Origin of the sequence: Lysinibacillus sp. RS11, assembly GCF_042019215.1 — a bacterium.
GTDB lineage: Bacteria > Bacillota > Bacilli > Bacillales_A > Planococcaceae > Lysinibacillus > Lysinibacillus xylanilyticus_A.
The window spans coordinates 3,950,477-3,976,403 of sequence record NZ_CP168124.1; the positions used below are offsets into that span (position 1 = coordinate 3,950,477).

The window sequence follows — 25,927 nt, forward strand, 5'->3', positions numbered from 1 at the left end:
TAATTATCATGCATGGCGGGATACAATAAATGTAAAAAAACGTCCATATATAAAACCACACATTTAACTGTGCTAAAGTCACAGAAATGCGTGGTCTCGTTATTCACTATTCTTCAATTAAACCCATTGGCATGGCTTTCATAAATTCTCTCACTTCACGAATACTAGGGAATTTACTTTCTACGAAGTCCATCCTAATAGTCTTTTTTCTGATTTTTCTCAACTTTTGTTTAATTTATAACAAAAATTGATTTTGTAATATTTTTAGCTACTGATATGCTTATAATATCCCGGGGAAAGTAAAGAAGAGAAAGTTTTTCATTTGTGTTTTCGATTAAGATTTATCTCCTTGTAGATAAAAAAGAGAAATTTCTAATGACTTTATCGTTTAGCATCCAGGTTGGAGCGAATACCAATACAATATCTCGTATTATTTCTTTAGCAAAGATCCTATGTCATGTAGTGCACGTGTTGGATATGGACCTATTTCTGTTACGAAAGCAGGATCTAATGGGCAAACTATTAAAGCTGATCCAAAAACGGACAAGACCGGGTGTTTATGGAAATGTAGGTGTGACTAAATACAATGTGGAGAAATAGAATGGAGCAGGAATATACACTGGTTCCACGACAAAATATATAAGCAATGCATCAAGTACGTATGTTAAGAGTAGAAATAAATAGAGAGTAGTATGCTGTATGAAAAACAAAAAAACATTTCGGATTATTAGTATAACGATACTAATAATTGCCTTACTTATAACTGCTTATAAGTTTGACGAGAGCAAAAACAATCTTGTGGAGATGCTGAAAATTCAAGATACAGTCTATGTCGTAACCTGGGAACCAGTTGAAAAATCCCAAGTAGTAAGGAAATTAGGGGAGATCAAGCAAAAAATAGATAGAAATCAAGTTCCGAATACTAATTTTGAGTCTAATTCTTTAAATGAGGGTACTCCTATATATGAAAGAGAAAATGGAGATGAGTTTCCAAAATCTGTAGTGTATAAACGAGAGGGTAAATTTTATATTGCTACGCAAGTAGTAAACCTAAACCGTAGTGATTGAGCAACAACCTCTTTTTTAGAAATAAATTGTAAAAGTGGCTGACTTTTTTGAAGGTTAGCCTCTGAAATACTTGTACTACGTATTTCAGCGGTTACTACTTGAAGTGATGAAAAGCATTTTTTAATTTAAAACCATGGTTAAAGTAAGTTACGAAATATTTTTTTCACCCAAAAAAAGAAAATTCCACGGAAAAGTCTTCAACCTTTCCGTGGGATTTTGTGTGATTGGATATTCACTACTTCACTATTCTTCAATTAAACCCATTGGCATGGCTTTCATAAATTCTCTCACTTCTCGAATACCAGGAAGTTCACTTTCTACAAGCTCCACCCCGACAATTTTTGCTAATGGTTGAAGCATCGGTTTTACCTCTTTAGAGACAAATATTTTACTTGGTCTTACCTCTAAGCTTTGTAAATATGCCCATAAAATACTTTGTGCGATTGGTGGCGTTTTAGGCATCGGGAACATTTCGTGTCCGATAACCAAATTGCTTCCTCGTTCAACAAGCATACCAACAATCGGATAAACAGTGCGGTTCGTCAGTTCCGTTTCTACGCCAAAAGGCATGTAAAACACATCATATTCTAATTGTAACGCACTTTTAGGCTTTTTCTTATATTGTGCTTTTTCAAACATCGAAATTTCCTCGTAGCACTCATACGTTGGCTTCGGTATATTTATCTGCAAAATATAGATTTCTTGTAACTCACCATCCATTTGTACTTTAAACGTTGGATATTGATGTGCAGCTACCTGTGGATATTCCCAGCCATCCTTCCTAGCTTCTGTAATATTAATCATCCTACTTACAACATCAATTAATAACTCTACCTCTAGATAATTTGGTCTTTCAGGATGCGTTCCTTCTTGATAGCTACGGAATTGAATCCAGTTCTTCTTCCCTCTATACGACAGCCCACAATCTTTAATTAGCAGATAATCTGCTGGATCTAACTCTTCTCTATCAACGAAATTCACAGTTAAAGCGTTTAAACTATAGGAAAAATCACTCGATATATTTTTCTCAAAAAATATTTTCGCTAAGCTGTCATAGCCATTTTCTATATCAAAAATCATTAATCCAAACTCTTCACCACCAGCACCCATAACAGAAACAAGTACTTTGTAATCTATATCTGCAAAGTGAATGACAACGACTTCATCATCCCTTAAATATTGCCATGGCTTTTGTTTTTTCAGGTCATTAGTAAGCTCTAATAAAGTAAGATAATCTGGCTCCAGGTTTTCTAGTAAACTATTTGCCTCTTCATCCTCCCGTATCAGTTCATTAATTTCCTCCAAATTAATCTTGTCCAATTTGCCAGTATGAATATTGCCTGCTCCCGCAATACATATAGGCGTTTCCGTGTTCATCGGTAATTCCTCATTGCTCTCTAATCGAATCGTAAATGATTCACTATTATCAATTACATGAGCAATGGCTTCATCACCCGATTTTCGAAGCCATTCATCGACCAACTCTTCATCTGTATCAAAATCCGTATCATTTTTAGGTAAAAAACAAATCTTCTCTTTAGATACTCGTCCATCTTTTTTAACCATTTCAAAATTAAAATAGTCCGAACCATCCAAATCAAAACTTAGTAATATCATTTCATCTAGCATGGAAAAACTACTGTTCTTCGGTAACAATAACTTTCGATAAATCTCCGGTTTTTTCTTACTTTCAATATGCAACTGGATCATTGTTTTACCTCCTACCTCTACTTGTTATAGCTATTCTGATGAGTTCGGCATAACCTTCACTCATATACAAATGTATTCATCTCTTGCGCGATCTCTTTATTGATTTCAACTTTGTAGCTATTCCATATGCGAATCACTCTTTATTCACTTTACTGGCAATCTCTCCATTCTGCAACACTTCAAACTTCATCCCAACCAATTGCTACACATCTCAATATCTGTCGCATTAATTGTACAAAACACCCTAAGGTTGTGCTAGCAACAGCTACGTATTGTAATTACAAGGTTCACATTTTAGAAAGTCAAGATTAACTCTCCGACTTTTCTCAATTTTTGTTTAATTACTAACAAAAATTGATTTTTAAACTTTTACAGCCAATGATATGGTACTAATAGTAGGGAAATTTTATATTCACCAGTGTAGAAGTTATTAAAATACCTTTCCAAATTCACGGAAAAAGAGTAGGAGGAAAAGATGAACAAATCGTATAAAATGATCGTTGCTATTCTTTTGAGTATTTTCACTTTTACTTCAATTACATTTTTAGGAACTATTGCTATTGTGTTATCTAATGTAGAGTTTTTTAATTTTCAACCTACGTTTTTTGGTCAAGATATTGTTTATGTTCATATTCAGGATCGTGTATTTAAAGCTAATGTAACATGGACGGGTGTACTACTATTTGGTCTTTTAGGAGGTGTTATTCAACTTCTTATTAATAAATTTAGTAAATCAGATAACCACGCGTATTGATATTAAATAAATCCGCCAATCTTCATTCGTAATAAAACGCCAAAGTTTCATTAATACGACAAGCGCCATTACGAGGAGGATTAAATATCGACAATGACTACAAATAAGAAAAAGTTGAATGAATCCGGAGGTCAATGGAGTAATGGATTTTATGTAGCATTAGCATATGGAATGTTATTCGTTTCTTTAATGCTCGTAACAGGAAAAGAGCTTACAATTAATATTTTGACTATACCCGCTTTAGTATTATTTTTGGTTGTTAGCGTTACTGAATATTTTGTGACGAGAGACGAAAAAAAAGATATGCCTCAATGGATTATAGTGGGAGCATTTGTTATGGCTGTTCTTACTGCAATAGGTATGACGGTTATTTCAAACTAGGGAGTGAGAAGATGCTACATAATGGAATAAAATAGATCGGATTTTTAGCTATGCTAATGTTTGGAGGCATTTTTATTTTCAGATGGTTTCTTCGAGATGAATTATTATTAGATCAATTCATTGGTTTTTTGGTAGGTTCTATTCTTTTTATCGTGTCTTTTTTTGTTAAAAGAAACTAAATTAGTCTGGTCGTCTCTACGATTACTATTGAGCTTTATAAATATGTCTCTTTACAATAGATGATTACTATCTTTTGCTTCACATTTTCTATACCTTCAATTTCTGCAAATGCACCTACATCTTTGTAATTCTCCTGTTTTAACAATCTAATTCCCTATCGTCGTGATAGATGGTTCTAAGATTACACCAACATTTTTAACATCTTAATTTAGCACTTCATAAATCGCCCCTCTCTTTTTTACCGTGGTCGCCTTAAAGCGGATTTTCTTTCTTGAAAAAACGTTTTTATGTTCTATGAAATAGTATTTAATTAAAAACAGGTTGCAATTATAGATGTTTTATTATAGTATTTCATTATTGTGCAAAAAAATAATATATTTTTTCTTCTTATCAAGAGAGATGGAGGGACTGGCCCTATGAGATCTCGGCAGCGGAACTTTGTGATTAAGTTACTGTGCCAAATCCAGCAAGCAATGGCTTGATAGATAAGAGGAGTGTTTTATAAATATAAGACCTCTTCTTGTTATTTCAAGGAGAGGTCTTTTTTTAGAAAAAAATGGACAAGGATGTATCCATTTTTAATTTTTGGAGGTAGAACAATGAAGAAAGAGAATCCATGGGCGCTGATCCCATTTGTTGTTTTTTTAGTTTTATTTATTGGTTCAGGGATTATTACAGGTGATTTTTATGCCTTTCCTGTCATTGTAGCCATTTCCATTTCGGGCGCTGTGGCTCTGGCGATGAATCGAAAAGAATCGTTTTCGCGAAAGGTTGATATTTTCTGCAAAGGCGCAGGAAATTTAAATGTCATGCTGATGGTTGTTATTTTTCTCTTGGCTGGAGCCTTTTCAGCGGTAGCAAAAGGCATGGGGGCAGTGGATTCCACTGTTAACTTTGCTTTATCGGTCATTCCGCCAAACCTGCTTGTCGTAGGCTTGTTCATCATTGCCTGCTTTATCTCCCTGTCAATGGGTACATCGGTGGGAACGATTGTTGCACTGGCGCCGATCGGAGTTGGGATAAGCGAGCATATCGAACTTTCCATGGCTTTAGTAATGGCAGCGATTGTTGGCGGTTCGATGTTTGGCGATAATTTATCCATTATTTCAGATACAACAATTACTGCCGTTCGTTCACAAGGCGCACAAATGAAGGATAAATTTAAGGTGAATTTTTGGATTGTGTTGCCGGCAGCTATTGTAACGAGCATTATTTTAGGGGTTATCACAATGGGTGAAACCGCACAAGTGGAGCATTTAAGCTATAGTTGGATAAAAATTGTTCCCTATGTTTTAGTTATTATTTTAGCGTTAGCTGGAATGAATGTTTTCTTTGTTCTCGCATTTGGTATTGTTCTCGCCGGGGCTGTTGGCTTAGCGGATGGCAGCTATCATTTAATGAGCCTTATGCAAACGATTGGCGAAGGAATGGCAGGCATGTATGAAATGGCATTTCTTGCAATATTAATAGCTGGAATGGTGGAGGTTATTAAGTTTAACGGAGGAATTGACTTTCTACTTCACCTTGCGACACGAAGAATTAAATCGAAAAAGGGTGCTGAATTTGGGATTGCCAGCCTTGTGGGTCTAACTAATTTATCTACGGCCAATAATACGATTGCTATTTTAATTGCTGGTCCGCTTGCTAAAAATATTGCTGAACAGTATGATATTGAGCCGAGAAAGTCCGCAAGTATATTAGATATTTTCTCCTGTACGGTCCAAGGTCTTCTGCCATACGGAGCCCAATTCCTGGCAGCCGCAAGCGTAGCTGGAATATCGCCAGTGAGCATGCTACAATACTCTTTCTATCCGATCTTGATAGGAATTTGCGGAATCATCGCTATCCTTATTGGATACCCGGCACAAAAGAAAGCCTGATCTTTATCACTTTAAAGTGATGGGGGTTGCTTTTAAGAAATTTGAACTTAAATTCAAAAAATCCAATTGTTTTGAAAAAAAGATTAATCAAAACGATTGGATTTTTTTATGGGGTTATAGGTAGGGTATATATGATCATTCCTATTGAGCTTTTTAAATACGTACACGTGTAATTGTTCTAAAGTCATAGAAATATGTGGTCAGGTTATTCACTATTCTTTAAATAAATCCATTGACATGTTTTTCATAAATTCTCTCACTTCTCGGATGCAAGGAAGTTCACTTTCTACAAGCTCCACCCCGACATTTTTTGCTAGTGGTTGAAGTATCGGGCTTAACTCTTTAGAATCAAATATTTTACTTGGTCTTACCTCTAAGCAATAGCTTTCGATAAATTTCAGGTTTCTTCTTACTTTCAATATGCAACTGGATCATTGTTCAACCTCCCTCTTCTACTTGTTAAAGGATGCCGATGAATCTACAACTTAATCTGATTTCACCCCATGTGCAATAATCACTTACTTCATCTCTTCATTAAATTTCTACTTTGTAGCTATTCACAAAGTGAACCACTCTCTATTAACTCTACTAACAACCTGTCCATTCTGCAATACTTCAAAATCCATTCCCCACCTTTGTGCACTCCTGAATACTTGACGTGTTAATTGTGAAAAACATCCTAAGTTGTCTAGGAACAGCGCTTTATTGTAATTATAAAATTCACATTTTAGAAAGCGAAAAAGTTTTCTAACTTTTATCAATTTTTGTTCAATTATTCACAAAAGTTGATTTTGAAACTGAACTGCCCCGTAAAAGTTAAACATAAATCTAACTTTTACGGGGGTTTTTTATAGCAAAATAAGTGCTGAACAACGTATTCGAGCAGTTCAACGATATTCAGCTTTGAGTTTTCTTTTTTTTATCAATTTTCGTTCAATTTTCAACAAAAGTTGATTTTGAAACTTTTATAGCTAATGGTAAGTTATTTACATACCCGGGGAAAAGGTAATGTAGGAAGGAGGGATAGTAATGCAAAACATGTTTTTACCAGCATTCATTAATTTCTTTGTGCTACCATTTACAAACGGGATGGTGGTTTCAAAAACTGAACAACGTAATGCTTATTTTTGGATCATAGTTGCTATTGTTATTTTAGTACTAGCCGCTTTTTATGCTGCTTGTATCGTTTATGGCGCTAAGTTTACAGGCGAATTCGAATTTTTAGGATTTGCATTTAGAGTTCAATGCGGTTAAATATTTAAATAAATATTCAGAAGTAAAATAGTATTCTATTCTACTTCTACTCTTATAGAAGGTGACTTATATGATTGAAATTAATATAATACAAAAAAAATATCCTGATTTTTCTATAGAGGATGTTTCCCTTTCTGTATTTCCAGGGGAAATTACATTATTGTTAGGTCATAATGGCTCTGGTAAAACCACAATAATTCGTTCTTTATTGGGATTAGTTCATTTGGATTTAGGCAATATAAAATTAGATAATATTGAAATTAATTTTCAAAATTATAATAGTTATGAAAAATTCAAATCTGACATTAGGTTTATACCAGATGAAGATGTTTTATTTGATTATCTAACTCCAGTCGAATATTTCCAATTAGTTACAATCAGTAATGATATCGATTCGCCTGATTTTTTGGACTTTTTAATAAATGTATTTGATATTAGTAAATATACTAAACAATTGATAAGTACGTTATCTCATGGAAATAGAAAAAAAGTTCAAATTATAGGACAAATTTTATGTAAACCAAAGTATTTAATAATTGATGAGCCTACCAATGGATTAGATCCAGATATGATAATAATTTTGAAACAGATTATTTTAAAGTTAAGAGATCTAGGTACGGGAATTCTAATCTCTACACATGATTTGCGATTCGCTGAAAATTTGATGAATAATGTGACTATTATAAGAAACGGGAAAATTATTCTTCAGGATAAAAGTGATAATTTATTGAAAGAATATAGAACTTGTAATTTAGAAGATATTTATAAAAAAATCAATAATGATTATTATAATTTTATTGAGGAGCTTATAGAGAATGAAATGGTTAAGCATAGCTAGGAAACTCGATGGGAAACAGCTTAGGGAAAATTTAATTTCTACTTTTATCCGTAATAAAATGATTGGGTTATTAGTGCTATTAAGCGTAATTTCTATCTATGCTCTATATATTTTATTAACTATAAAAGGCGCTAATCCTTCTAATCAATCTATTAATGATGTACTTTATAGAGCTGGAATTATGAGTATAGGCACTTTTAGTTTTATTTCAATTATATTTGTATTTTTTACCAGAAACAAACTTCTTACCTCTAGATATAAACATTTTTTTAGTTCTTTGTCTATGCCCTCATTGGAAATAATTTTAGCTAATTATTATTATGTTTTTATTTTTTCATTGCTTTTTTATTGTTTCGTTATGATACCTGTATTTTTAGTTATTATTTTCTTTTATGAAATAACTTTCTTTATAATGTTTTGTATGTTTTTAATGTGGTTATCATTACCTCTTTTGTTTCTTCTCATTTTAAATGTGTGGATAGCTTCTTATCTTATAGCTGTGAGACTAAATAATAATTTTAGAAATTCAATTTTAACTATTTTATTTATTATTTTTTCTTTTGTTTTGATAGCTATTAATTTGTTTTCGGGAAATTATTTTAGTTTACTGAGTTTATATTTAAATTCGGGTTTTGTTAATTATATCGTTTCATTATTACTGCTAATAATATATATGTCTTTAAACTTTTGGGGGTTAAATAGATTATCTTCAATTTATTTAGGTAATTTATTTAAAGAAAAATTAGAAGATGGCTTTATCAAATATAAATCAGTAAATATTTCCAAATGGAGAAATGATCCACAATTATTAATACAAATTAAACTTGAATTGTTAAGATTGTATCGGACAAACCTGTATATAGAACAATTTTTTATAGTTATTTTTTTAGGTTTGATAATAGTTGCCTCATACAAAGTGTTAAATTTCGAGAATTTTATTTCAATATATAATTTAGTTTTCCAATTTGGAATGATTGAAGCTATGATAATTGTTCTAATATCTTTGGGATCAGAATTTTTTAAAACTAAATTTCTAATATATTCAATGAATTGGAATGGATATATTTATTTATTTGGTAGATTTCTTTTATATTCCGTTACCAATATCTTTATTTATCTTATATTTGCTTTAGGGGTTTCAACTATTATTACCGATGTTAATGTTGATTTATTAACCTCATTTCAATATATAAGAATAATTTCTATTACAATTTTAGCCATAACTATTGGATTTGTATGGCCTGTTCAAGAATTTAATAGATTGTTTTTGATTTTAGTATTTATATTTTGTTATGGCATTATTGAACTAATTATTTTTAATTTCAATCTTCCTTTCTCGCTAATTAATTTTTTATATGGAATAATAATTCCATTTGTTTGTGTATTAGTTTTGAAAAAGAAATTTTTAAAAGGACCAATAACTAAATGAATGTATTAACACCCAGCCCTGGTATTTTAGAAGTTTTTCAGTTTGTTATGTTTATGTTTAAATCTATAATCACAGTTATATTGTTACATGAATTAGGACATATATTGATGATTATATTATTCAATATTGTATATAGAAGAGGGATTTTTAATTTCAAGTTAAAATTAACATTGACTAGTGTAGAGGTTATTAATAAAACCTTCCCAAATCCATGGGCAAATATTTTAATAGCATGTTTTGGGACAATTAATCCATTTATATTTAGTTTTGTCTTTTATAGTTTATATTCTAATAATTTTTGGGGAGTTACAATGTTTTTATCTATTTTAAGTATTTACAACATCTTCCCATTCGCTCCTGATGGAAATATTATTAATTACAATTTAAAAAAATTAGAGGAAGTTAGGAGAAGTAAATGAAAAAATCATATAAAATTATTGTTGCAATTCTATTAAGTATTATTACTTACTCTTCACTTACATTTTTAGGAACTATCGCTATTGTGTTATCTAAAGTAGAGACTTTTAATTTTCAACCTAAGTTTTTTGGCCAAGATATTGTTTATATCCATATCCAAGATAGTGTATTTAAAGCTAATGTAACATTGACAGGTATACTTATATTTGGCTTTTTAGGAGGGATTATTCAACTTCTTATTAATAAATTTAGTAAGTCCGATAAACAGGTGTATAGATGAATCTAAATATCTAGTTTTCACGAGGCAGAACTTCTATTTGTGACATTATTTAGTGCTTCCTAATATCTCTAAGAGGGATCTCTGAAAGCCCAAAATAAAAAAAAGCATACATTTTCCGTACACGACAAATGGCCATCTATCCTATTTTTTCGGATAGATGGCTAGTTTGCACATGTGGCTTGGTTTTTTTCGACTAAGGTATGTAATTATTTAAAATCTCCGGGTGCTGGAGGTTTTAAATAAACTAAAGGAACACGCATTGACTCCTTTATTGGACTTAATGCAATATCATCAATAGATTTTACTTCATTATTTTTAAATCGTTCATAAGTCATCATTGCTGCGGCTAACCAAACTGTATGATTTACGGTTAAATTCATATTAAGCACCTACTTTGATTTTATTTATTACTTTTTTTATATTAAATTTTGGTAATGGCCCTCCATATAACTCAACTGCTTTTCATTTAACTTAACTCGCAACTCATCATTTATATTCAAAAATACTCGAGCTGTATTATCTAATGTTTGTGATATAGCAATCTTCCCATTTAAATCAAATGAAATTAACTGTTTATCAAACAACGCATCATGATTAGGGCAAAGTAATAATCCATTATTCACATCAAGTCGTTCTTCATTTGTAGAAGCACTCCATGGTTTAATATGACTCGCAATTAGAACGCGCGGATCTGTTACACCACATAATGCACATTTACACTCACGTTCGATCAGTAGCTTTTTAAACTTCCCCTGACCTATACGTGATTTGATCAAACGTTCTTTTTCAGTTTGAGTTATAGGTAGGTTTTCAACTTGCTGTATTCCTTTAAATTCTTCTTGCAGCTCTGGCTTATCATTCGTAGCTGATGCTGGTTTCGTAAACTTCGCTTTGCTATCCAGTAAGCGTAGTGGAAAAATCCATACTAGGCGCTGTCTGCCATCTTGATCCTTTTGTTGATCCTGATATGGCTCTCCCGCAAGTTCTACTTGTCCGCGATATGTATATTCTCTTGGCTTCATTACCTCAAAAAAATGAATCTCCACTCCATTACCATCCGATTCCGCTAACGTCAAATTTTGACCGCTCATCTTCTGATCACCACTCTGGCCCATACCTGTGTAATGATAAATATCATCAACAACCTTGTCATCATAAAGCTTCGTCTTATCCGATATAAGCGTCAACGTATTAGTACGATTCGACTTACGCATTCCTCCCTGCGGAGCACATAAAAACACCTCACAAAGCTGCTGATTATTTACAACTTCATTTATTGCTAACGCACGTGTCATCGTCATACAATAACCTCCTAAAATATTATTCATTCATATTATTAAATTCACTGTACTATGATGGCAAACATTAAAATTTAGTATGGATGAAAGAGCTCGCTAATTTGCAGGCCAAAATCCACCTATATTAATCTTTAAAAACATCTCGTATCAAGCAATCCATTTATTTCAAGTATAATAATATATAGAAGAAAATTCATTCTAATATTATTGGAAGGGGCATACATATTTTGAATTATGGTTGGGCTGGGACAATTGAACAATTTATGCACTTAGATTTACAGTCATTTATTGTCCAATTACAAAAACATGTATATAAAACTACAACAGGAAATAACCCTAAGATGGAGGCTCAAATACGAGCGTGGACAGATAGTTACAACAAAATCCAACATCTATTTCGACAGTTTCCAAACGTAGAGGCATCACTTATTTTTGAATATGAAATATTGCGTGGTGGTGGGCGTCGCCCAGATGTACTATTACTTCTAAATGGCTATGTCATTGTCATCGAATGTAAAAGCTATAACGCTGTCTCACCTGCTGAATATATTCAAACCTCTCTATACGTGCGAGATTTAGAGCATTATCACTCCACTATTCAGAAATCAAATCTAAAGGTCGTTGGTATTTTATTGCTAACAAATTATGAAGGAAATCAAACTGTGTTTAAAAAGGAATATGAAGTAACAGTTTCAACAATGGATGGATTAGCAACTATTATTAAACGGATAATTCAAAAACCACAGCTAAATGCTTTAGGCATTAAGGAGATCACCAATGGAACATATGAACCTTCCCCTTCGATGTTAGAGGCTGCTCGTTCTATTTTACATAATGAGCCGCTCCCAAATATTAAAGCAATAGCAAGCAGTAATTTTCCAGAGGTACAACAAACTGTACGGCAAATTATTCGTGAGGCTCAAACTACAAAATCCCACCATTTAATTTTAGTCTCTGGTGAACCGGGAGCCGGTAAAACATATTTAGGTTTAACAATCGCACATGATGTTGAGAATGCAGTTTATTTATCTGGTAATGGCCCACTAGTTGATGTATTACAAGATACATTAAAAAATCGAACATTTGTGCAAGGCTTATATGGCTATAAAATGGATTTCCTTGAAAAGAATCTTATTCCTAAGGAGAAAGTTATCATTTTTGATGAGGCGCAGCGGGCATGGGATGCGAACAAGGTGGACCAATCACTCACAAGAAAAAATCGTGAAGCTCAGCATTTAAGCGAACCCGATATTATGATGAACATTGCCACTCTTAATAAATCATGGGTGTCACAATTGGGTTAATTGGTGAAGGACAGGAAATATATTCTGGTGAAGAAGAGGGACTAGCATTATGGAATGCTGCGATTGCAGGTAAAAACATTACGGTCCATTCTAAACACCCAAACACTTTATTCACAAATGCTGGACGATATGAAACACACACACATTTACATTTAAATTGTTCGTTCCGCGCACATGCTGCTTTGCAGTATTATGACATCGTCAATACATTATTAGATGAGAAATTTGAGCAGACAAATTCTCTTGTTCAGCACTTGCCAAAGGATCATTATAATCTTTTCATAACACGAGATCTAAATAGAGCAAAAACAATTTTAGGTCAACTTTATCCAGATGACACAAAAACAGTTGGTGTTATTTGTGCTGGTGGGGCTGATCATCAAAAAGAAGTGCCCGTTCTACCGAGAGATGAACGGTATGAACACCCTTCTAAAATTGCTCAATATTTTAACTACCCAGCTTCACCTTATTATTGCAAAACGTTGACCCACAGTACAACAGAATTTCAAACACAAGGGCTCGAGCTAGATCTAGCACTTGTTCATTGGGATGACGATTTATATTTACAAAACGGAAAATGGAAGGGTCAACATTATCAATGGGGTGTCCAAGATCCATTTCAAATTAAACTCAATGCGTATAGAGTTATTTTAACAAGAGGACGAGATGGAACGATTATTTATGTACCGCCAAAAGCGATTTTAGATGAAACTTGGCATCTATTAAAAAAACATTTAAATATTCCTGTATTATAAATAGTTACTAAATATGCCTATAGATTTGAAAGTGAAATTGGCATTTCAACACTATAATGGACATAGAAGAATTTCGATCTTACATATGTTTAATTTGTGAGCGGTCAATCCATTTAATGACTATGTCGTTTCAATGTCAAAATCAATTAGTGAGGAATGGATATCTAATGACGAGTTTTTTGTCACCGAATCTGGAATTTAGGAGAATAATAAACTCTATCATCAATTGAAAAAGAACTTCTAATAAGAAAAACATAGGGAGATTTTAGTCTTCCTATGTTTTCATTCATACTATTTATCTGTTTGTTTTTGCTTTTTTTTCAAATACTCCGCACGTATTTTTTCAAGTTGCTGCTTTTTATCAAATTTGGCAGGCTTGTGTTTTTCATGATACTTTGCCACGGCCATCTGACCTTTGGTATCCAATTGATATTTCCCCACTTTGTTCACCTACTTTTCTTGTCTTTAAAGAGAATCTATTCAACAAATATAATATACCTTATTTTACTGAATGCTAATGCATTTGAAAATTTTATTCAGGAACTATTGAACAAGCTCATTATTAAGCTTGTTCTTTTTATATTTGTCTACACTCTCTTATTTATCTTGAAACATTATACATAATACGATAAGTATGTAAGGTACTACTCTATCTTACACTCTGTCTCTGTAAAAGGGTATGGATGATGAAAAAGTTAATGTGTAATCTTGTCGGGGATAATTTAGAGTGAGAACGTAGTAGAGACGCTCAACTTATATACATGACTGGTTGGGTTGTCGGTAGCCCATTTCAGAGCACTTAAATGGATTCGAAAACGGCGAGAGATTTATGGTTAGTTAAGAATGTGGTGGAGCAGAAACAAAATTTGGTTATATTTCAGGGCATAGATTGGAGGTTATTGAACAATGAAAAAGAATAACGTTTACAAAGTAATAATTGCATTTTTAACATCTATTATAGTGATGGGTATCATAGCTATATGGTATCTCGTATCTACCGATAGTTATCCTACAAAAATCAAGCAAGAAAGTTTGAGCTCGGAAGGTGAAATTGCTAATGTGGTAGAATCAGAAGAGGTAGAAGAGGTTTATGTGATCCATGAGACCGCTACTGATAAATCTTGTCTGTCACCTGAAAACGCAATCACTTTAGACGAAATGTATGCAAATTACCTAGAGTTTAAACGTGTGGCACTTAATGAAGATGGATCACTAAATTTCGATAACGCAATTAACGCTTATAACGGCATCAGTCAGAACTTAGCTACATCGGTCCTTAAGACCCGCTCAACGGCTTACGACAAAGAAGTATACAAAGTAGTGAACGAATGGGCTAAAGATGCTTCTAACGTCTCAGATGACATGCTAGGATTCAAAAAACACGCAGCCTCCATTTATAGATACTACGTGCTGTCCATAAACCTCATTTAATTTTTCTCCTTTATGGCTATAAACTTCCGCTCCGCTTCTTCATAAACCTCCCTCATCTTTCTTCTTTCCTCAATAATCCGTTCACGTTCAACTAACAATTCATTACGCTGCTCATTAAAATAAATATCTGCACATCCTGTTGAACAAAAGCGACGACCAATAGCGTTTGGATCTTTCCGTGTACTTGATACAATAAAGTATTCATCTGCTACATTACTTACTACTTTTTCTCCGCAATGACATATAAAGCTCCATGCTCTTTTCATACCTTTATGGAAATACTTTTTCTTATATCCTACTTCCAACTCTTCTAGCTTCAACTCTATATCTGTTAAATCCGTCATTAAACTATAATCTAAACCCATCATTAAACTATAATTTAAATCCATTTCAACACACTCCTTTTAAATTAATTAATATCATTTTAATACCGAAAGATAATACAAATCAATAAAAATAAACTTATAAGTTATTTTTATTACACTTCAATGGTATGTAATGTTTATTTTACCTCACATAGGATTAAAGTGGGGGGATATAAATGGATTTAACAAAACGCGTAGGAATGAACATCAGAGCAATTAGGAAGGCTCAAAAATTAACAATCGACGAACTAGCAGAGAAGTGTGATTTTCAAGCCCCGTATTTATCAGATGTTGAACGTGGAGAGAGAAATATTACGTTACAAACTTTAACTAAAATATTAGATGCCCTAAAGGTCGGTCCAGGTAGCGTACTTATACCTGAAATTAGCGAAAATGAAGACCCAGAAAATAATAAAGATGAGCTTTTAAAACTCTTAATGAACACGCTTGAAGATAAAAATGAAGACGATATTCGAATGATACTGAATATATCAATTGAAATCTTCGCACGCTTGCAAAAAAATTAAAAAATTAAAAAGGAAGCTGTGTATTTTTTTACAAGCTTCCTTTTTAGCTAATAATCCCTTCTTTATAATTCATTTTTTAATCTTACTTCTAACATAAAAAACTATATCTGGCTTTTTAATAAAATAATTGAATCCAGTTTATTTCCATAATATATTTTAAAGCTATTAAAATCCTAGGGAGGAGTTGCCATGAAAAAATTCCGTACGTATAATCAAGCAAAAAAGGATCTAAAAGTTTTTCAAGAATACATCAGTTTAATTGAGAATTATCAACCCAAAAATTTTACTCAACGTGTCATACAAGAATATGCTTATCAGGGAAACATTAATCGTACTGCTGAAATTCTTAACCGTCGTGGCTATAAAACAGATGATCGTAGTATTGAACCGCAGGATATTTCAACGATAATTAAAAGTAAACCTGCTCCAGAGGACTTACTTCATAAAGAAATACGTAGATTGTACCTCAAAAAAACTAAAAGTAATCAAGGGTCTTTTTCTAAAATATATCGATAATTCTTCTACTGTCTATTACCTAAATATAACTTTTCCTATTATGTTATATCACTTTTGAAACGAAGGTTATGCCTTAATTTTTCTTCACTTTTATTAATACTTTAATTCATCAAAAAATTGAACCTTCCGCACACTTATTATTGTTAATTTTATTTTCAGAATATATGACGGATTTCTAATCACTATTCAATACAACACCTTTTCTATACGAATAACTTTGATTTTTGCTGGATATGACTCCAAAATTTCAGAATACCAAATCCTCACTTTACCTCCACTTTTAATCCCTTTCATAGACAGTTTCAATTCATTATTTTAAATTGAAACTGATCCAAAATTTTTTTAGTACATGAGATTTCCGCTAGAGAAACTCTCTATATCTGATTGTTGAACGTGCTTTCCTTAATAAAATAGACTATTCCTTCATACATTACTAAATAGCCAATCTCACTTTCGAAATTTCCTTTACTAGATAACAGCTGGCTAACATTACCTATAAATCATAAAACAACAAGAAAAAGTAATAATAAGACCATGTTGATTTTACATCACGCAAGCGTTGTCACAATCGTTGGTGATTCATATCGATTAAAGCACCATTTAACCTCGGAAAACGAGTAGTTTTGTACATCCTTAAACGAGCAAAAATGCACATAATGGTGTTGACAGTTATAATTTGGTTAACTTGATCAGATTTTGCAAACTTCCAAAAAGGGGCATTAATCATTCATATGTGAATCCGCATTGTTTCGTAGTAACATCTCCAATACACCTATATCACAGAATAAATGTAATTTATTATAATATAAAAAAAAATTACCAATTTAGTAGTCTCAAGCACATTCCAGCAATACAGTTACCTTTATCAGAAAAGAAAACACCTATCAAAGTAAGTGTTGTGATAAAGCCTATAGCCCACCCATCACGGAGTGGCCTTTTTCTTATCTAGTTGCAGTATTTGTACTGAAAATTATTGACTGGATTCCATTGCCCGTTTTTATGGTGGAACAATCGACCATTTGATTTGAACCTCAAGTGTTGTTCTTGCCCATCAAATTCAATCGCAATCAGATAAATGTCATATTTTTATAATTCTAGTCGTTTTTCTTCATCCAAAGCTTATTCCATTTTTTTTGCAAATTAGCTTTGCTCCCTCTATCATAAAATAACTTATTATAATGCTAAACATAAATAATGTTTGGTTATAATTAAAAATCAAATAAGCAATATAACTCAATATTAACCACGGACCAATTATTACACCAAAACTCGCGTTATAAAATACCCTATTTCCTAAAAAACCCGGGATATAGGTTAAGACACCTATAAATAAGCCAGAAACAAATAAAGTTACACCTAATAAACCAATAAAGGGTAACCAGGAATGAATCAATGTTAATATTTCTGCATTCTTTTCAAGAGCAATTTTTGGTATCACACTTTGAACATTTATCATATCTTTAAAAACATTTAAAACAGAATTAACCATTAAATAATAAATTAATACGAGAAGTAAATATTGAGGTAATGTATATAAAGTCATACCTTTTATTATATTATCTTTAAGTGATTTAATAGAATTGATTCCTCCTTCTGATTTTTCATTACTCTCCTCATTAATAAAATCTGACATTTTTTCACCTCTTTAATATAAAGCTATTCTTCTTTCATATCCATTTGAATTAAATGCTTACACTTCGGACACCGGCAAGAAAGTTTATAGTTTTTTTTCGTTGGTTTAAATTCTTCTATCAATGTATTAACAACTCCAGGAAAAGAAAGGATAATTGCAGTAATAGAAATAAGATTCACTGAATCAGTATTCCCCTTATAAATCCCTAAAATCAAGAAAACTAATAAATAAAAAAAGAACCCCATCAATAATAACCCTAAAGAAATTAAACTAACTCGAGTATATGTTTTTTTAATTTTCTTCCACATATATGTATCCCCCTTTACTAAATTACGGATAACTATGAAAATAGTTTCATATATAAAAAGAAAAACACCTACCGAAGTAAGTGTTTCAGAACGCGATGGACGAAATTAATCATGTGGAAACATATCATTTTCTCCTTTCTAAACCTTGAGTAGATCAACTATATCCTCAAACCCTAATTCCTTCATTTCTGGATAAGTTAGAAACTCTTCAATCTTCACTTGGAAATCTATTTCAGAAGCTAATCCAAATTCATTTTCGATGTTTTCGCTACATTACTTTGAAGATACTCTTTTTCAGATAATGAAGAATCACTATGAATCATTTCTGCTTTTCCATAAAAACGTGATTTTTGTAAATTCTCATTTGTAAGGTACTTAGCTCTTCTACCTAACAGTCTACCGTAAGCCCGTAGTCAAATAACGCATATAAACAACTAGGCGCCTCCGGTACGATGACGTATCAAATGAAGGAGGTGCTTCTTTATGTTAACTACCAAACTAACAATTGTCCCTGTGACACTCGATCCTATCACTGACGAATTTTCTTCAAATTTTTCACCTCAATATTCCGATTGCCCAAGCTGCGTCATTAAAACAGCTATCGCAGAAATCTCCTTCTTCAACGGCGTAGATGAGCACATCATTCAAACGATTATAAAGGAGTTGAATAATCAATGAATCATGATTTTACGAGCGTAAAAAATATCTATATTATTTGTGGCAAGACTGATATGCGTAAAGGAATCGATGGTCTCGCAATGCTCATTCAGGATTCTTTTGAACTCGATCCCTATAGCGATTCCATCTTCTTATTTTCTGGAACGAGCAAAGATCGTTATAAATGTTTGTATTTTGATGGAGATGGCTTCGCCAAACTTTATAAACGATTAGATAATGGCAAACTGCAATGGCCAAAAGATGAAAAGGAAGTACGTAACCTTTCACAAAAGGAACTTCGCTGGCTTTTAGAAGGTTTATCGCTTCAGCAACCAAAGGCAATTGCGAAATCTGCAAAAGGTGTCTTTTGAATTTACTTTCTAAGATGGTATAATCAACCATAACTTAGATTGAACGAAATTTGGTGAATGATTTGATGAGCACTTCTAACGAAAAAGTGATTCAACTTCTTGAAGAACAACTTGCGTATATGAAAAACCAAAACAAAGATTTATCGAAACAAATTGAAGTGCTAACAGAACAAGTTCGCCAATTAACAAAAGCTTTATACGGTTCCAAAACGGAAAAATCAAAGTATCAAGCACCCGACGGACAAGGCTCTTTATTTGAGGACGATCCGTTTTTTAACGATTCTGAGCAGACAGAAGAACAAAGCACGCCAACTGTTATGTATACCGTTGTCCGTAAACTACATAAGAAAAAACGGAATGATTCTTTTCATGAAGGGATTGAAATAGAAGAAATTCATCATCACCCCACCAATACACAATGCGACTGTTGCCTTGGTCAAATGACCGAAGCCGGTATAACTATTGCGCGTGAAGAAGCAAAATTCATTCCGGCAAAAATGATGCGCATCCAGCATATTGAACATGCCTACGAGTGCAAGCACTGTAAAATGGATGCCACACAAAAAGCACAAATGAAACGTGGGAGAGCCCCACAAGCTCTGCCATTCAGCGAAGCATTGCGGGACCTACCGTTCTAGCAAAACTGATCTATGATAAGTTCATCCAATACTTGCCTCTTTACCGTCAGGTAAAGGAGTGGGAACGATATGGCCTGCTTACGAATGATAAGAACTTATCAAACTGGGTGATTCGTGCAGCTGAAGATTGGCTTCTACCGGTTTATGAACAGATGAAGCAGACATTAACAGTAAAATCCGTTCTACATGTAGATGAAACCTATGCGCAAATAATCAATCGTTCAGACGGAAAATCCGGTCAATCGAACGCCTATAATTGGGTGTCCCGAAGTGTGCCAAGTCAAGGACCGATCATCGTTCTTTTCCAAAGCGCTTTATCGAGAAGCCGTTCTGTATTAGCAGACTTTATAGCTGGTTTTCAAGGAACTGTGATTTGTGATGGTTATTCTGCATACGGGAATCTGCCTGATGTCACGTTCGCCAACTGTTGGGCGCATGTGCGACGCTATTGGCTGAAAGCTGATAGCAAAAACGGGCAAATCGTGGATTACTGTGATCAACTGTATCACCTAGAACGTCAATTCAAGCATCTTTCACCAGGTAAACGCCGAAAATCACGGCAAAAACATTCAAAGCCGATTGTAGAGAAATTCTTAAAATGGGTGGATGAATCGCCTTTCTTCGGAAAAAATGCCTTAGCTAAAGCTGCCGAATACACATTAAATCGTGTACATGGATTAAAAGCTTTTCTGTTCGACGGTAGGATTGAAATCGATAATAATCCGGCTGAAAATGCGATTCGTCCAAATGTGATTGGTCGTAAGAACTGGCTTTTCTCTGTTAGTGAAGCAGGCGCTAAAGCGAATGCCATCTGTTTAAGTTTGGCTGAAACGGCAAAAGCAAACGGCATCGATTTCTATCAATACCTAGTGACGTTAATGACAGAATTGCCAAATTTACCGATTCATCAGCAGCCAGAGATTTTAAAGAATTACATGCCTTGGTCGAAAAAAATTCAAGCCACATGTGCAAAATAGCCATCGATCTGAAAAAATTCAGGGTAGATGGCTATTCGTCGTGCGTACTGAGAAGGTGCGCTTATTTTTTTATATTTCGGGCTTACCTTCAAAAAGCATATTAATATCATTTTACATTGATTGATATTCAATGAAACTATATGACATAGTGCAAAATGAAAAACCCTTGTATATCAAGGGTTTTGACGTTCATTGAAACTCAATGAATCTATTATGGAGACGGCGGGAGTCGAACCAACCGCCCCATAAAAGGCTATACTATCAGTGTTTTCAACGGTTTATAGCTGTCATTGTGAATGTTTGACTACGTATTTGACTACGTTTGATAAAAAACATTTTGTGAGGGCAAGGTTTTATATTTTTTGTTATAGTTCATTACTCTTCTTTATTATTAGAGGGACCCAGTACCTAGCGATTAACTTAACTTAGTATTAGATTACGTTACGGTCAAAAGTTCCGTATAAAATTTTTTACAAATATTTTCCAAGACGTACAATCATACGAGTACATGACCCCATTTACAGGCTATGAGACAGAACCAACAAGGCAATCATACATAAACCATTATGTCACTTCGTCTCACAGCGTTCTGACAGCCCACTAAGGACGTTCAGAACCACTAAGACCCAAATGGGCGGACGTGGGGCGGAACACCTCACACGGTACATCTCACCTCTTATAGCTACATAGATAGATGTAAGAGAAGACCCTATGTACATATGACCCTCATCATCTACACATATAGATTCTCTTTTACTTGAAACACGATCTCTCCAATGCTCCCACCATTACCCACCTACACTTAAGAACCTTTACCAATCCCTAATAGCTTGTTTAAATGTATGCCCCTAAAATATCTAATCCTAATATAGATAGATACCTCCATTTTTATAGATGATACCTATACCTTCGCTCCCTCCACGTGCCTATAAAATTCTACCCATGTACGTACAACAATAAGGAGATTTATTGTTATTTATCGTTTTATATTTTTATTACATTAATTCTATACAATCATGTGTTAAGAACGCGAAATGCGAAACTATAATAGTGTCGTCAGAGAAGAACATAAAATTAGGAGGTTTTACAAAATGGAAAAAGAGTTCTTTACAGTACGCTCATTGGCTATGTATCTCGATATATCAGAGCAGAATTGCTACGTGTTATCTCGTCAGGGAGTAATTCCAGGACGTGTAAAGGTAGGGAAATCAATTCGTTTTAACAAAGCGGTCGTAGTTGAATGGCTGAAAAATGGAGGGGCTAACGATGATAGTAAAGACTAAGGGCTTATTCAGTTTTCAACATGCAGCAGAAATACTCGGGGTAAGTACACAAAGGCTTTTTGAACTTACAGTCTCACCTTATGTTGATAAGGTGCATATCGAGAACCGTACCTACTTTACCAAAGAGAGCATGCGTTATTTACTACTGAGAGGTGATATCTAATGATAAGTGTAGAGAAGACTAGCAGAATACTAAACCACTTTAACGTGAGTTTTTCAGAAGGAGCGGTTTTGGGCTATATCCAAAAAGGTAGTTTAGAGAAAGCTCCTTTGATCCAAAATAGCTATCATTCGCGTAATACCAAGTTTAACTACGGTGTGAACGAAGAGTCTTTAGCGAGGTTCCTACAAGAGCGTGTGGGGGCAACAGAAAAAGAAATTAATGACATCCTTTATGGATAACCGCTCCCTGCCAACCGCTTTTATGTTTTTACCAACATAGAGTGGTTGGCATGTGTTTTTTTAACAACCTATTCACCCTTGGTTACGATTACTAGAATAAAGACTAATAACTTTACTATTAGTTAGCTTTACTTAAAGGCAATTTAAGACTAAAACTTGAAGGAGGAATTAACATGGTATTAGTTGCATTTGACGACGAAACAGGTGAGTTAATAGGGAAAGGAGGAAGTTACAGAACTCCCGAACAATTAGATAAAATTAAACAGATACAAGCCAAGGAAAAATATAGAAAAAGAGGTAACAGGCATTTTGTTCAATGCTTTCTTGATCCAATTAGAGAAGTCACACCCCACCTATCACTAACTGTGAGCGGAGCTATTATGAAGCTATTGCTTTACATGAAATTGAATAATGGAGGGCTACTACAGGATGATGACAAGCCTTTAAAGCAGTCAGACATCAAAAAAATACTAGGTAAAGGAAAGACCCAAACTGCGGCAATTATTAAACATCTTGAAGAACTGTCTTTACTTTTACCGATAAAAGACGGACGTTCTAAATTATTTCGTATGAACGAAAAATTCCATATTATGGGCAAAAGAAATAAAAAAGACCACTTTACTAAGGTACTTACAACTAAACTACGTGAAGCTGTAGGACAGTTAAAACTAGAACACCTTGGGTTCCTGTATAAAATACTTCCTTTTTTCCACTATGAAAAATGTGTACTTGCACATAATCCCAATGAAAAGGACGAAAGTAAAGTACAGTATATGAACCGCAATGAGTTGGCTGTAGCCATTAATCACGATGTTGATACCATTACAAAATTAGTACGGCAATTAGCGGAAAACGGTTTAATTATGGTAACTAATAGTAGCCGTAACGTCCTTTACTATGTACACCCCGATTTAATGTATAGACAAGAAAATGATGGTAACAACGACTACTGTAATGCTTTACGTCAAATGTTTGAAAATCACCAACGAGAGTCAAAAAGAAGAAGTGCAAAGAAAAGGGACTGATTAACCGGTCTTTTCTTTGCCCTTCTTCTTTTTGTACGTACAATATGCGGTGTAAACCGAACCTATTAGCCATTTTATACGGTGTAAACCGAACCTATGTTAAGTGTAAAAAAAGGTCAAAAACCCAATAGCACCAAAGGTTTGAGCATTTTCTAGAGTCGAATTTACTCTTAATTCTTTGTCAGTCAATAAAAGAGTTATAAAGGATATACTATGATAGAAATAAAATAACAGGGGCAAGCGTAGCGTAGCCCCTCGAAACGAGCGCAGCGAGTGGAGGATAGTAAATATTTAATATTCTATTGGTGTTCGAAGAACTCCCTACGGTCGTTCTTCTCCACGTGGCTCCCTTCGGTTGCCACTATTTTTATTTCTACACCCTCTTTCCCTCTAAAGTGTATGTGGTGTTTAATTTACTTTTTACCTGCTACCCTCTTATTGCCACAGTTCATACATCCATTTATGAGTGAATTTCTTCCGTTAAACCCACACAGTAAACCAATTGGTAAAGAAAGGAAAACTATAAGTGCAACTAAAGGGAAAGTATAAAAAGTAAGCCAATCTCCAATAGCACTTTCCAATAAGAAAAAGATAAATCCTAAAGCTATTCCTATACCAATCATAGAGAATAGCACTTTAAGTTATGGTACCGACCAAAATTAAAAGAAACCACCTCATATGAGATGGTTACCTCTTTCTAGCTATACAACTAAAGCCCGCGTTAGTTAAAGTATGATTCTTCACAAATTCAAAATGTGCAGTAACTTAACCTTCAATAATGAACGATTAAATTTAGTCGATTGTTAGCCTATTGCCCTTTTCTCCATATTTCATTCGAATAAAATACTACAAATGGAGGTGAAAAAAATGGATAACTGTAGTAACTGTAATAAACGTTCCTGTTTATGTGGAAGCCAAATAGGACCATTCACAGCCGTTGATCTCTGTGGCATTACTGGCCCTATCCCTCCTGTACCACCAACAGCATGTAGTGGTCTCTGTGAATATGGTTATATATATAATCTAAGTCCTGAAACTGTCGCTTTAGAGGCTGCTGTTATTTTTGATTCAACAGGTATAGTTACACCTGGTATTACGCACATTCCAGGAACCTCTCAAATTGTTGTTTCCACACCAGGAATCTACGAGGTTACTTTCAGCGTATCAGGTGTTGAACCTAACCAATTTACGCTATTTTTAAATGGTGTACCGATTCCACAATCAGTCTACGGTTCAGGGGCTGGTACTCAACAAAATACTGGCCAGGTGATAATTGCTATCCCTGCCGGCGGCATTCTTACACTTAGAAATCATACCTCTGCTGCAGCAGTAATCCTTCAAACATTGGCAGGAGGCACACAAACAAACGTAAATGCTTCTATTATCCTTAAAATGTTAAGTCCTATTGTTTAAAGACAAAATACTCGGTAAATATAGTTAGGAGTAAGTATCCTTTGGTGAAGGATTTGCTCCTTTTTTCTTTTCATATTTATGCACGCTTCCTTTACTCAACAATATCTTTCAGATATTCATTCAATATAGTGATGGAATTTAAAATTCCACTTTGGTATATCTGTTTAAAGTAACCTTCCTCTTAAACTAAAACTGCCCCGTTGAAAAAAACTCGTTCCGCAACTTTCATGATGGGGCTCACAATATTTGAGTGATACAACTACCGATAAACCTAAATCTCAAATCGTCTGAATGGCTTGTAGACCTTCTTTTTACCATTCGAGATCTATATATAACCTTTTTCGGTAGGTAGGTAATCAGAGTATAATACCGCTCCTATGTACATATTCCACGTAGCGGACGAACAAGACAGGTAAACAATATCAAAAGTATGCTACCGCAACTATTCCCCACCATGTATCGACATCTAAATTACAAAACATGCGTGGGGGTATTTTTAGTGGAATTAGAAACGTTGGATATTTTACAAAACATGGTATCTACTTCAATGCAGCGAGCTATTAATAACTATCAACCGAAGGAATGGTTGAGCTTAAAAGAGGGAGCTTCATATGCAGGGGTCAGTTATAACACGTTCCTCAAATTTAGAGTAATGGGGTTAAAAGTGACTGAAATTGATGGTATAAAGCGGGTTTCAAAATCAACGATAGATTCCTTCTTCCATCAACATAGTTTCTAAAAACAAAGCAGAAATAAAATATTTTATAATTAAGCTATGACGCTGATACTATCATGTCATGGCTTTTATACTGTAGAATAGACTTTATGCTACG

27 protein-coding genes, 3 pseudogenes and 1 riboswitch are annotated in these 25,927 nt (G+C 33.8%); of the genes and pseudogenes, 21 read left to right on the forward strand and 9 right to left on the reverse strand.

What is annotated here, in order from left to right; translation table 11 throughout:
- Nucleotides 1-699: 699 nt before the first annotated feature.
- Nucleotides 700-1,068: a hypothetical protein gene (locus AB9L17_RS20425; protein ID WP_375199702.1), complete on the forward strand. Its 369-nt coding sequence runs from the start codon at nt 700-702 to the stop codon at nt 1,066-1,068.
- 243 nt (nt 1,069-1,311) lie between these two features.
- Here AB9L17_RS20425 and AB9L17_RS20430 read toward each other — a convergent pair whose 3' ends face one another.
- On the reverse strand, nt 1,312-2,778 hold the full coding sequence (locus AB9L17_RS20430) for a DUF7309 domain-containing protein (RefSeq protein WP_375199703.1): 1,467 nt from the start codon (nt 2,776-2,778) through the stop codon (nt 1,312-1,314).
- 475 nt (nt 2,779-3,253) lie between these two features.
- On the opposite strand from AB9L17_RS20430, the gene AB9L17_RS20435 reads away from it, so the two are divergent.
- From AB9L17_RS20435 to AB9L17_RS20470, 8 genes are all read left to right on the forward strand, one after another.
- The gene (locus AB9L17_RS20435; protein ID WP_375199704.1) at nt 3,254-3,532 is read left to right on the forward strand and encodes a hypothetical protein; all 279 of its coding nucleotides are present in this window, start codon (nt 3,254-3,256) and stop codon (nt 3,530-3,532) included.
- Nucleotides 3,533-3,625: 93 nt separating this feature from the next.
- Nucleotides 3,626-3,913, forward strand: coding sequence for a hypothetical protein (locus AB9L17_RS20440; protein ID WP_375199705.1), 288 nt, complete (start codon nt 3,626-3,628; stop codon nt 3,911-3,913).
- Between the two features lie 564 nt (nt 3,914-4,477).
- Nucleotides 4,478-4,585, forward strand: a riboswitch (SAM riboswitch).
- 107 nt (nt 4,586-4,692) lie between these two features.
- Nucleotides 4,693-5,973, forward strand: a complete 1,281-nt coding sequence (locus AB9L17_RS20445; RefSeq protein ID WP_375199706.1) for a Na+/H+ antiporter NhaC family protein — start codon at nt 4,693-4,695, stop codon at nt 5,971-5,973.
- A 1,029-nt stretch (nt 5,974-7,002) separates the two neighbouring features.
- Nucleotides 7,003-7,227 carry a hypothetical protein gene (locus tag AB9L17_RS20450; protein WP_223556527.1) on the forward strand — a complete coding sequence of 75 codons (225 nt, stop codon included), beginning with the start codon at nt 7,003-7,005 and terminating at the stop codon, nt 7,225-7,227.
- A 70-nt stretch (nt 7,228-7,297) separates the two neighbouring features.
- Complete coding sequence (locus AB9L17_RS20455; RefSeq protein WP_223556524.1) at nt 7,298-8,065, forward strand: ATP-binding cassette domain-containing protein; 768 nt, start codon at nt 7,298-7,300, stop codon at nt 8,063-8,065.
- Entirely contained in the window at nt 8,043-9,494 is a 1,452-nt protein-coding gene (locus AB9L17_RS20460; RefSeq protein ID WP_375199707.1) for a hypothetical protein, read from the forward strand. Before AB9L17_RS20455 ends, AB9L17_RS20460 begins: the two co-directional genes overlap by 23 nt.
- Entirely contained in the window at nt 9,491-9,913 is a 423-nt protein-coding gene (locus tag AB9L17_RS20465) for a hypothetical protein (RefSeq protein WP_375199708.1), read from the forward strand. The genes AB9L17_RS20460 and AB9L17_RS20465 overlap by 4 nt, the downstream gene beginning before the upstream one ends.
- Entirely contained in the window at nt 9,910-10,191 is a 282-nt protein-coding gene (locus AB9L17_RS20470) for a hypothetical protein (RefSeq protein ID WP_223553929.1), read from the forward strand. The genes AB9L17_RS20465 and AB9L17_RS20470 overlap by 4 nt, the downstream gene beginning before the upstream one ends.
- Before the next feature lie 206 nt (nt 10,192-10,397).
- Here the strand turns inward: AB9L17_RS20470 and AB9L17_RS20475 are convergent, their stop codons facing one another.
- Both AB9L17_RS20475 and AB9L17_RS20480 read right to left on the reverse strand, forming a co-directional pair.
- Nucleotides 10,398-10,571, reverse strand: coding sequence for a hypothetical protein (locus AB9L17_RS20475; protein ID WP_375199709.1), 174 nt, complete (start codon nt 10,569-10,571; stop codon nt 10,398-10,400).
- A 36-nt stretch (nt 10,572-10,607) separates the two neighbouring features.
- A complete protein-coding gene (locus AB9L17_RS20480; RefSeq protein ID WP_375199710.1) occupies nt 10,608-11,492 on the reverse strand; it encodes an HNH endonuclease in 885 nt (294 codons plus the stop codon).
- A gap of 224 nt (nt 11,493-11,716) precedes the next feature.
- Between AB9L17_RS20480 and AB9L17_RS20485 the strand changes: the two are divergent.
- Nucleotides 11,717-13,548 (forward strand): annotated as a pseudogene (locus tag AB9L17_RS20485) (DNA/RNA helicase domain-containing protein).
- A gap of 291 nt (nt 13,549-13,839) precedes the next feature.
- Here the strand turns inward: AB9L17_RS20485 and AB9L17_RS20490 are convergent.
- Nucleotides 13,840-13,989, reverse strand: a complete 150-nt coding sequence (locus AB9L17_RS20490) for a hypothetical protein (RefSeq protein ID WP_093268153.1) — start codon at nt 13,987-13,989, stop codon at nt 13,840-13,842.
- 465 nt (nt 13,990-14,454) lie between these two features.
- On the opposite strand from AB9L17_RS20490, the gene AB9L17_RS20495 reads away from it, so the two are divergent.
- A complete protein-coding gene (locus tag AB9L17_RS20495; protein WP_375199711.1) occupies nt 14,455-14,979 on the forward strand; it encodes a hypothetical protein in 525 nt (174 codons plus the stop codon).
- Here the strand turns inward: AB9L17_RS20495 and AB9L17_RS20500 are convergent.
- Nucleotides 14,976-15,368, reverse strand: a complete 393-nt coding sequence (locus AB9L17_RS20500; RefSeq protein ID WP_375199712.1) for a hypothetical protein — start codon at nt 15,366-15,368, stop codon at nt 14,976-14,978. The two genes, AB9L17_RS20495 and AB9L17_RS20500, sit on opposite strands and share 4 nt — an antisense overlap.
- Nucleotides 15,369-15,520: 152 nt before the next feature.
- Here AB9L17_RS20500 and AB9L17_RS20505 point away from each other — a divergent pair, with 152 nt between their 5' ends.
- Both AB9L17_RS20505 and AB9L17_RS20510 read left to right on the forward strand, forming a co-directional pair.
- Nucleotides 15,521-15,871 (forward strand): helix-turn-helix domain-containing protein, encoded by a 351-nt coding sequence (locus AB9L17_RS20505; protein ID WP_375199713.1) that lies wholly within the window; start codon nt 15,521-15,523, stop codon nt 15,869-15,871.
- Nucleotides 15,872-16,060: 189 nt separating this feature from the next.
- Nucleotides 16,061-16,387, forward strand: a complete 327-nt coding sequence (locus AB9L17_RS20510) for a hypothetical protein (RefSeq protein WP_375199714.1) — start codon at nt 16,061-16,063, stop codon at nt 16,385-16,387.
- A gap of 186 nt (nt 16,388-16,573) precedes the next feature.
- On the opposite strand, the pseudogene AB9L17_RS20515 reads toward AB9L17_RS20510, so the two are convergent.
- The 3 genes and pseudogenes from AB9L17_RS20515 to AB9L17_RS20525 all read right to left on the reverse strand — a co-directional run bounded on the left by AB9L17_RS20515 (nt 16,574) and on the right by AB9L17_RS20525 (nt 18,328).
- A pseudogene (locus AB9L17_RS20515) lies at nt 16,574-16,884 on the reverse strand (DUF3221 domain-containing protein).
- Nucleotides 16,885-17,495: 611 nt separating this feature from the next.
- Nucleotides 17,496-18,020: a hypothetical protein gene (locus tag AB9L17_RS20520; protein ID WP_375199715.1), complete on the reverse strand. Its 525-nt coding sequence runs from the start codon at nt 18,018-18,020 to the stop codon at nt 17,496-17,498.
- A gap of 23 nt (nt 18,021-18,043) precedes the next feature.
- Complete coding sequence (locus AB9L17_RS20525; RefSeq protein ID WP_375199716.1) at nt 18,044-18,328, reverse strand: hypothetical protein; 285 nt, start codon at nt 18,326-18,328, stop codon at nt 18,044-18,046.
- Nucleotides 18,329-18,811: 483 nt separating this feature from the next.
- On the opposite strand from AB9L17_RS20525, the gene AB9L17_RS20530 reads away from it, so the two are divergent.
- From AB9L17_RS20530 to AB9L17_RS20560, 6 genes and pseudogenes are all read left to right on the forward strand, one after another.
- Nucleotides 18,812-19,006, forward strand: a complete 195-nt coding sequence (locus tag AB9L17_RS20530) for a hypothetical protein (protein ID WP_375199717.1) — start codon at nt 18,812-18,814, stop codon at nt 19,004-19,006.
- Nucleotides 19,003-19,356 (forward strand): IS66 family insertion sequence element accessory protein TnpB, encoded by a 354-nt coding sequence (gene tnpB, locus AB9L17_RS20535; protein WP_375199718.1) that lies wholly within the window; start codon nt 19,003-19,005, stop codon nt 19,354-19,356. Before AB9L17_RS20530 ends, tnpB begins: the two co-directional genes overlap by 4 nt.
- A gap of 65 nt (nt 19,357-19,421) precedes the next feature.
- Nucleotides 19,422-20,971: pseudogene (tnpC, locus tag AB9L17_RS25380) on the forward strand (IS66 family transposase).
- Between the two features lie 1,091 nt (nt 20,972-22,062).
- Nucleotides 22,063-22,254, forward strand: a complete 192-nt coding sequence (locus tag AB9L17_RS20550) for a helix-turn-helix domain-containing protein (protein ID WP_375199720.1) — start codon at nt 22,063-22,065, stop codon at nt 22,252-22,254.
- A gap of 162 nt (nt 22,255-22,416) precedes the next feature.
- Nucleotides 22,417-22,656 (forward strand): hypothetical protein, encoded by a 240-nt coding sequence (locus AB9L17_RS20555; RefSeq protein ID WP_375199721.1) that lies wholly within the window; start codon nt 22,417-22,419, stop codon nt 22,654-22,656.
- A gap of 173 nt (nt 22,657-22,829) precedes the next feature.
- Nucleotides 22,830-23,681, forward strand: coding sequence for a hypothetical protein (locus AB9L17_RS20560; RefSeq protein WP_375199722.1), 852 nt, complete (start codon nt 22,830-22,832; stop codon nt 23,679-23,681).
- Between the two features lie 413 nt (nt 23,682-24,094).
- Here the strand turns inward: AB9L17_RS20560 and AB9L17_RS20565 are convergent, their stop codons facing one another.
- Nucleotides 24,095-24,304 (reverse strand): hypothetical protein, encoded by a 210-nt coding sequence (locus tag AB9L17_RS20565; protein ID WP_375199723.1) that lies wholly within the window; start codon nt 24,302-24,304, stop codon nt 24,095-24,097.
- A 244-nt stretch (nt 24,305-24,548) separates the two neighbouring features.
- On the opposite strand from AB9L17_RS20565, the gene AB9L17_RS20570 reads away from it, so the two are divergent.
- Both AB9L17_RS20570 and AB9L17_RS20575 read left to right on the forward strand, forming a co-directional pair.
- Nucleotides 24,549-25,094, forward strand: a complete 546-nt coding sequence (locus AB9L17_RS20570) for a BclA C-terminal domain-containing protein (RefSeq protein WP_375199724.1) — start codon at nt 24,549-24,551, stop codon at nt 25,092-25,094.
- 499 nt (nt 25,095-25,593) lie between these two features.
- Nucleotides 25,594-25,833: a DNA-binding protein gene (locus AB9L17_RS20575; protein ID WP_375199725.1), complete on the forward strand. Its 240-nt coding sequence runs from the start codon at nt 25,594-25,596 to the stop codon at nt 25,831-25,833.
- Nucleotides 25,834-25,927: the final 94 nt, after the last annotated feature.

What these genes read in the sequence shown, in the direction of transcription:
- AB9L17_RS20425 (WP_375199702.1), top strand. Translation starts at nt 700, where the DNA reads ATGAAAAACAAAAAAACATTTCGGATTATTAGTATAACGATACTAATA.
- AB9L17_RS20430 (WP_375199703.1), bottom strand. Translation starts at nt 2,778, where the DNA reads ATGATCCAGTTGCATATTGAAAGTAAGAAAAAACCGGAGATTTATCGA.
- AB9L17_RS20435 (WP_375199704.1), top strand. Translation starts at nt 3,254, where the DNA reads ATGAACAAATCGTATAAAATGATCGTTGCTATTCTTTTGAGTATTTTC.
- AB9L17_RS20440 (WP_375199705.1), top strand. Translation starts at nt 3,626, where the DNA reads ATGACTACAAATAAGAAAAAGTTGAATGAATCCGGAGGTCAATGGAGT.
- AB9L17_RS20445 (WP_375199706.1), top strand. Translation starts at nt 4,693, where the DNA reads ATGAAGAAAGAGAATCCATGGGCGCTGATCCCATTTGTTGTTTTTTTA.
- AB9L17_RS20450 (WP_223556527.1), top strand. Translation starts at nt 7,003, where the DNA reads ATGCAAAACATGTTTTTACCAGCATTCATTAATTTCTTTGTGCTACCA.
- AB9L17_RS20455 (WP_223556524.1), top strand. Translation starts at nt 7,298, where the DNA reads ATGATTGAAATTAATATAATACAAAAAAAATATCCTGATTTTTCTATA.
- AB9L17_RS20460 (WP_375199707.1), top strand. Translation starts at nt 8,043, where the DNA reads ATGAAATGGTTAAGCATAGCTAGGAAACTCGATGGGAAACAGCTTAGG.
- AB9L17_RS20465 (WP_375199708.1), top strand. Translation starts at nt 9,491, where the DNA reads ATGAATGTATTAACACCCAGCCCTGGTATTTTAGAAGTTTTTCAGTTT.
- AB9L17_RS20470 (WP_223553929.1), top strand. Translation starts at nt 9,910, where the DNA reads ATGAAAAAATCATATAAAATTATTGTTGCAATTCTATTAAGTATTATT.
- AB9L17_RS20475 (WP_375199709.1), bottom strand. Translation starts at nt 10,571, where the DNA reads ATGAATTTAACCGTAAATCATACAGTTTGGTTAGCCGCAGCAATGATG.
- AB9L17_RS20480 (WP_375199710.1), bottom strand. Translation starts at nt 11,492, where the DNA reads ATGACGATGACACGTGCGTTAGCAATAAATGAAGTTGTAAATAATCAG.
- AB9L17_RS20495 (WP_375199711.1), top strand. Translation starts at nt 14,455, where the DNA reads ATGAAAAAGAATAACGTTTACAAAGTAATAATTGCATTTTTAACATCT.
- AB9L17_RS20500 (WP_375199712.1), bottom strand. Translation starts at nt 15,368, where the DNA reads ATGGATTTAAATTATAGTTTAATGATGGGTTTAGATTATAGTTTAATG.
- AB9L17_RS20505 (WP_375199713.1), top strand. Translation starts at nt 15,521, where the DNA reads ATGGATTTAACAAAACGCGTAGGAATGAACATCAGAGCAATTAGGAAG.
- AB9L17_RS20510 (WP_375199714.1), top strand. Translation starts at nt 16,061, where the DNA reads ATGAAAAAATTCCGTACGTATAATCAAGCAAAAAAGGATCTAAAAGTT.
- AB9L17_RS20520 (WP_375199715.1), bottom strand. Translation starts at nt 18,020, where the DNA reads ATGTCAGATTTTATTAATGAGGAGAGTAATGAAAAATCAGAAGGAGGA.
- AB9L17_RS20525 (WP_375199716.1), bottom strand. Translation starts at nt 18,328, where the DNA reads ATGTGGAAGAAAATTAAAAAAACATATACTCGAGTTAGTTTAATTTCT.
- AB9L17_RS20530 (WP_375199717.1), top strand. Translation starts at nt 18,812, where the DNA reads ATGTTAACTACCAAACTAACAATTGTCCCTGTGACACTCGATCCTATC.
- tnpB (WP_375199718.1), top strand. Translation starts at nt 19,003, where the DNA reads ATGAATCATGATTTTACGAGCGTAAAAAATATCTATATTATTTGTGGC.
- AB9L17_RS20550 (WP_375199720.1), top strand. Translation starts at nt 22,063, where the DNA reads ATGGAAAAAGAGTTCTTTACAGTACGCTCATTGGCTATGTATCTCGAT.
- AB9L17_RS20555 (WP_375199721.1), top strand. Translation starts at nt 22,417, where the DNA reads ATGATAAGTGTAGAGAAGACTAGCAGAATACTAAACCACTTTAACGTG.
- AB9L17_RS20560 (WP_375199722.1), top strand. Translation starts at nt 22,830, where the DNA reads ATGGTATTAGTTGCATTTGACGACGAAACAGGTGAGTTAATAGGGAAA.
- AB9L17_RS20565 (WP_375199723.1), bottom strand. Translation starts at nt 24,304, where the DNA reads ATGATTGGTATAGGAATAGCTTTAGGATTTATCTTTTTCTTATTGGAA.
- AB9L17_RS20570 (WP_375199724.1), top strand. Translation starts at nt 24,549, where the DNA reads ATGGATAACTGTAGTAACTGTAATAAACGTTCCTGTTTATGTGGAAGC.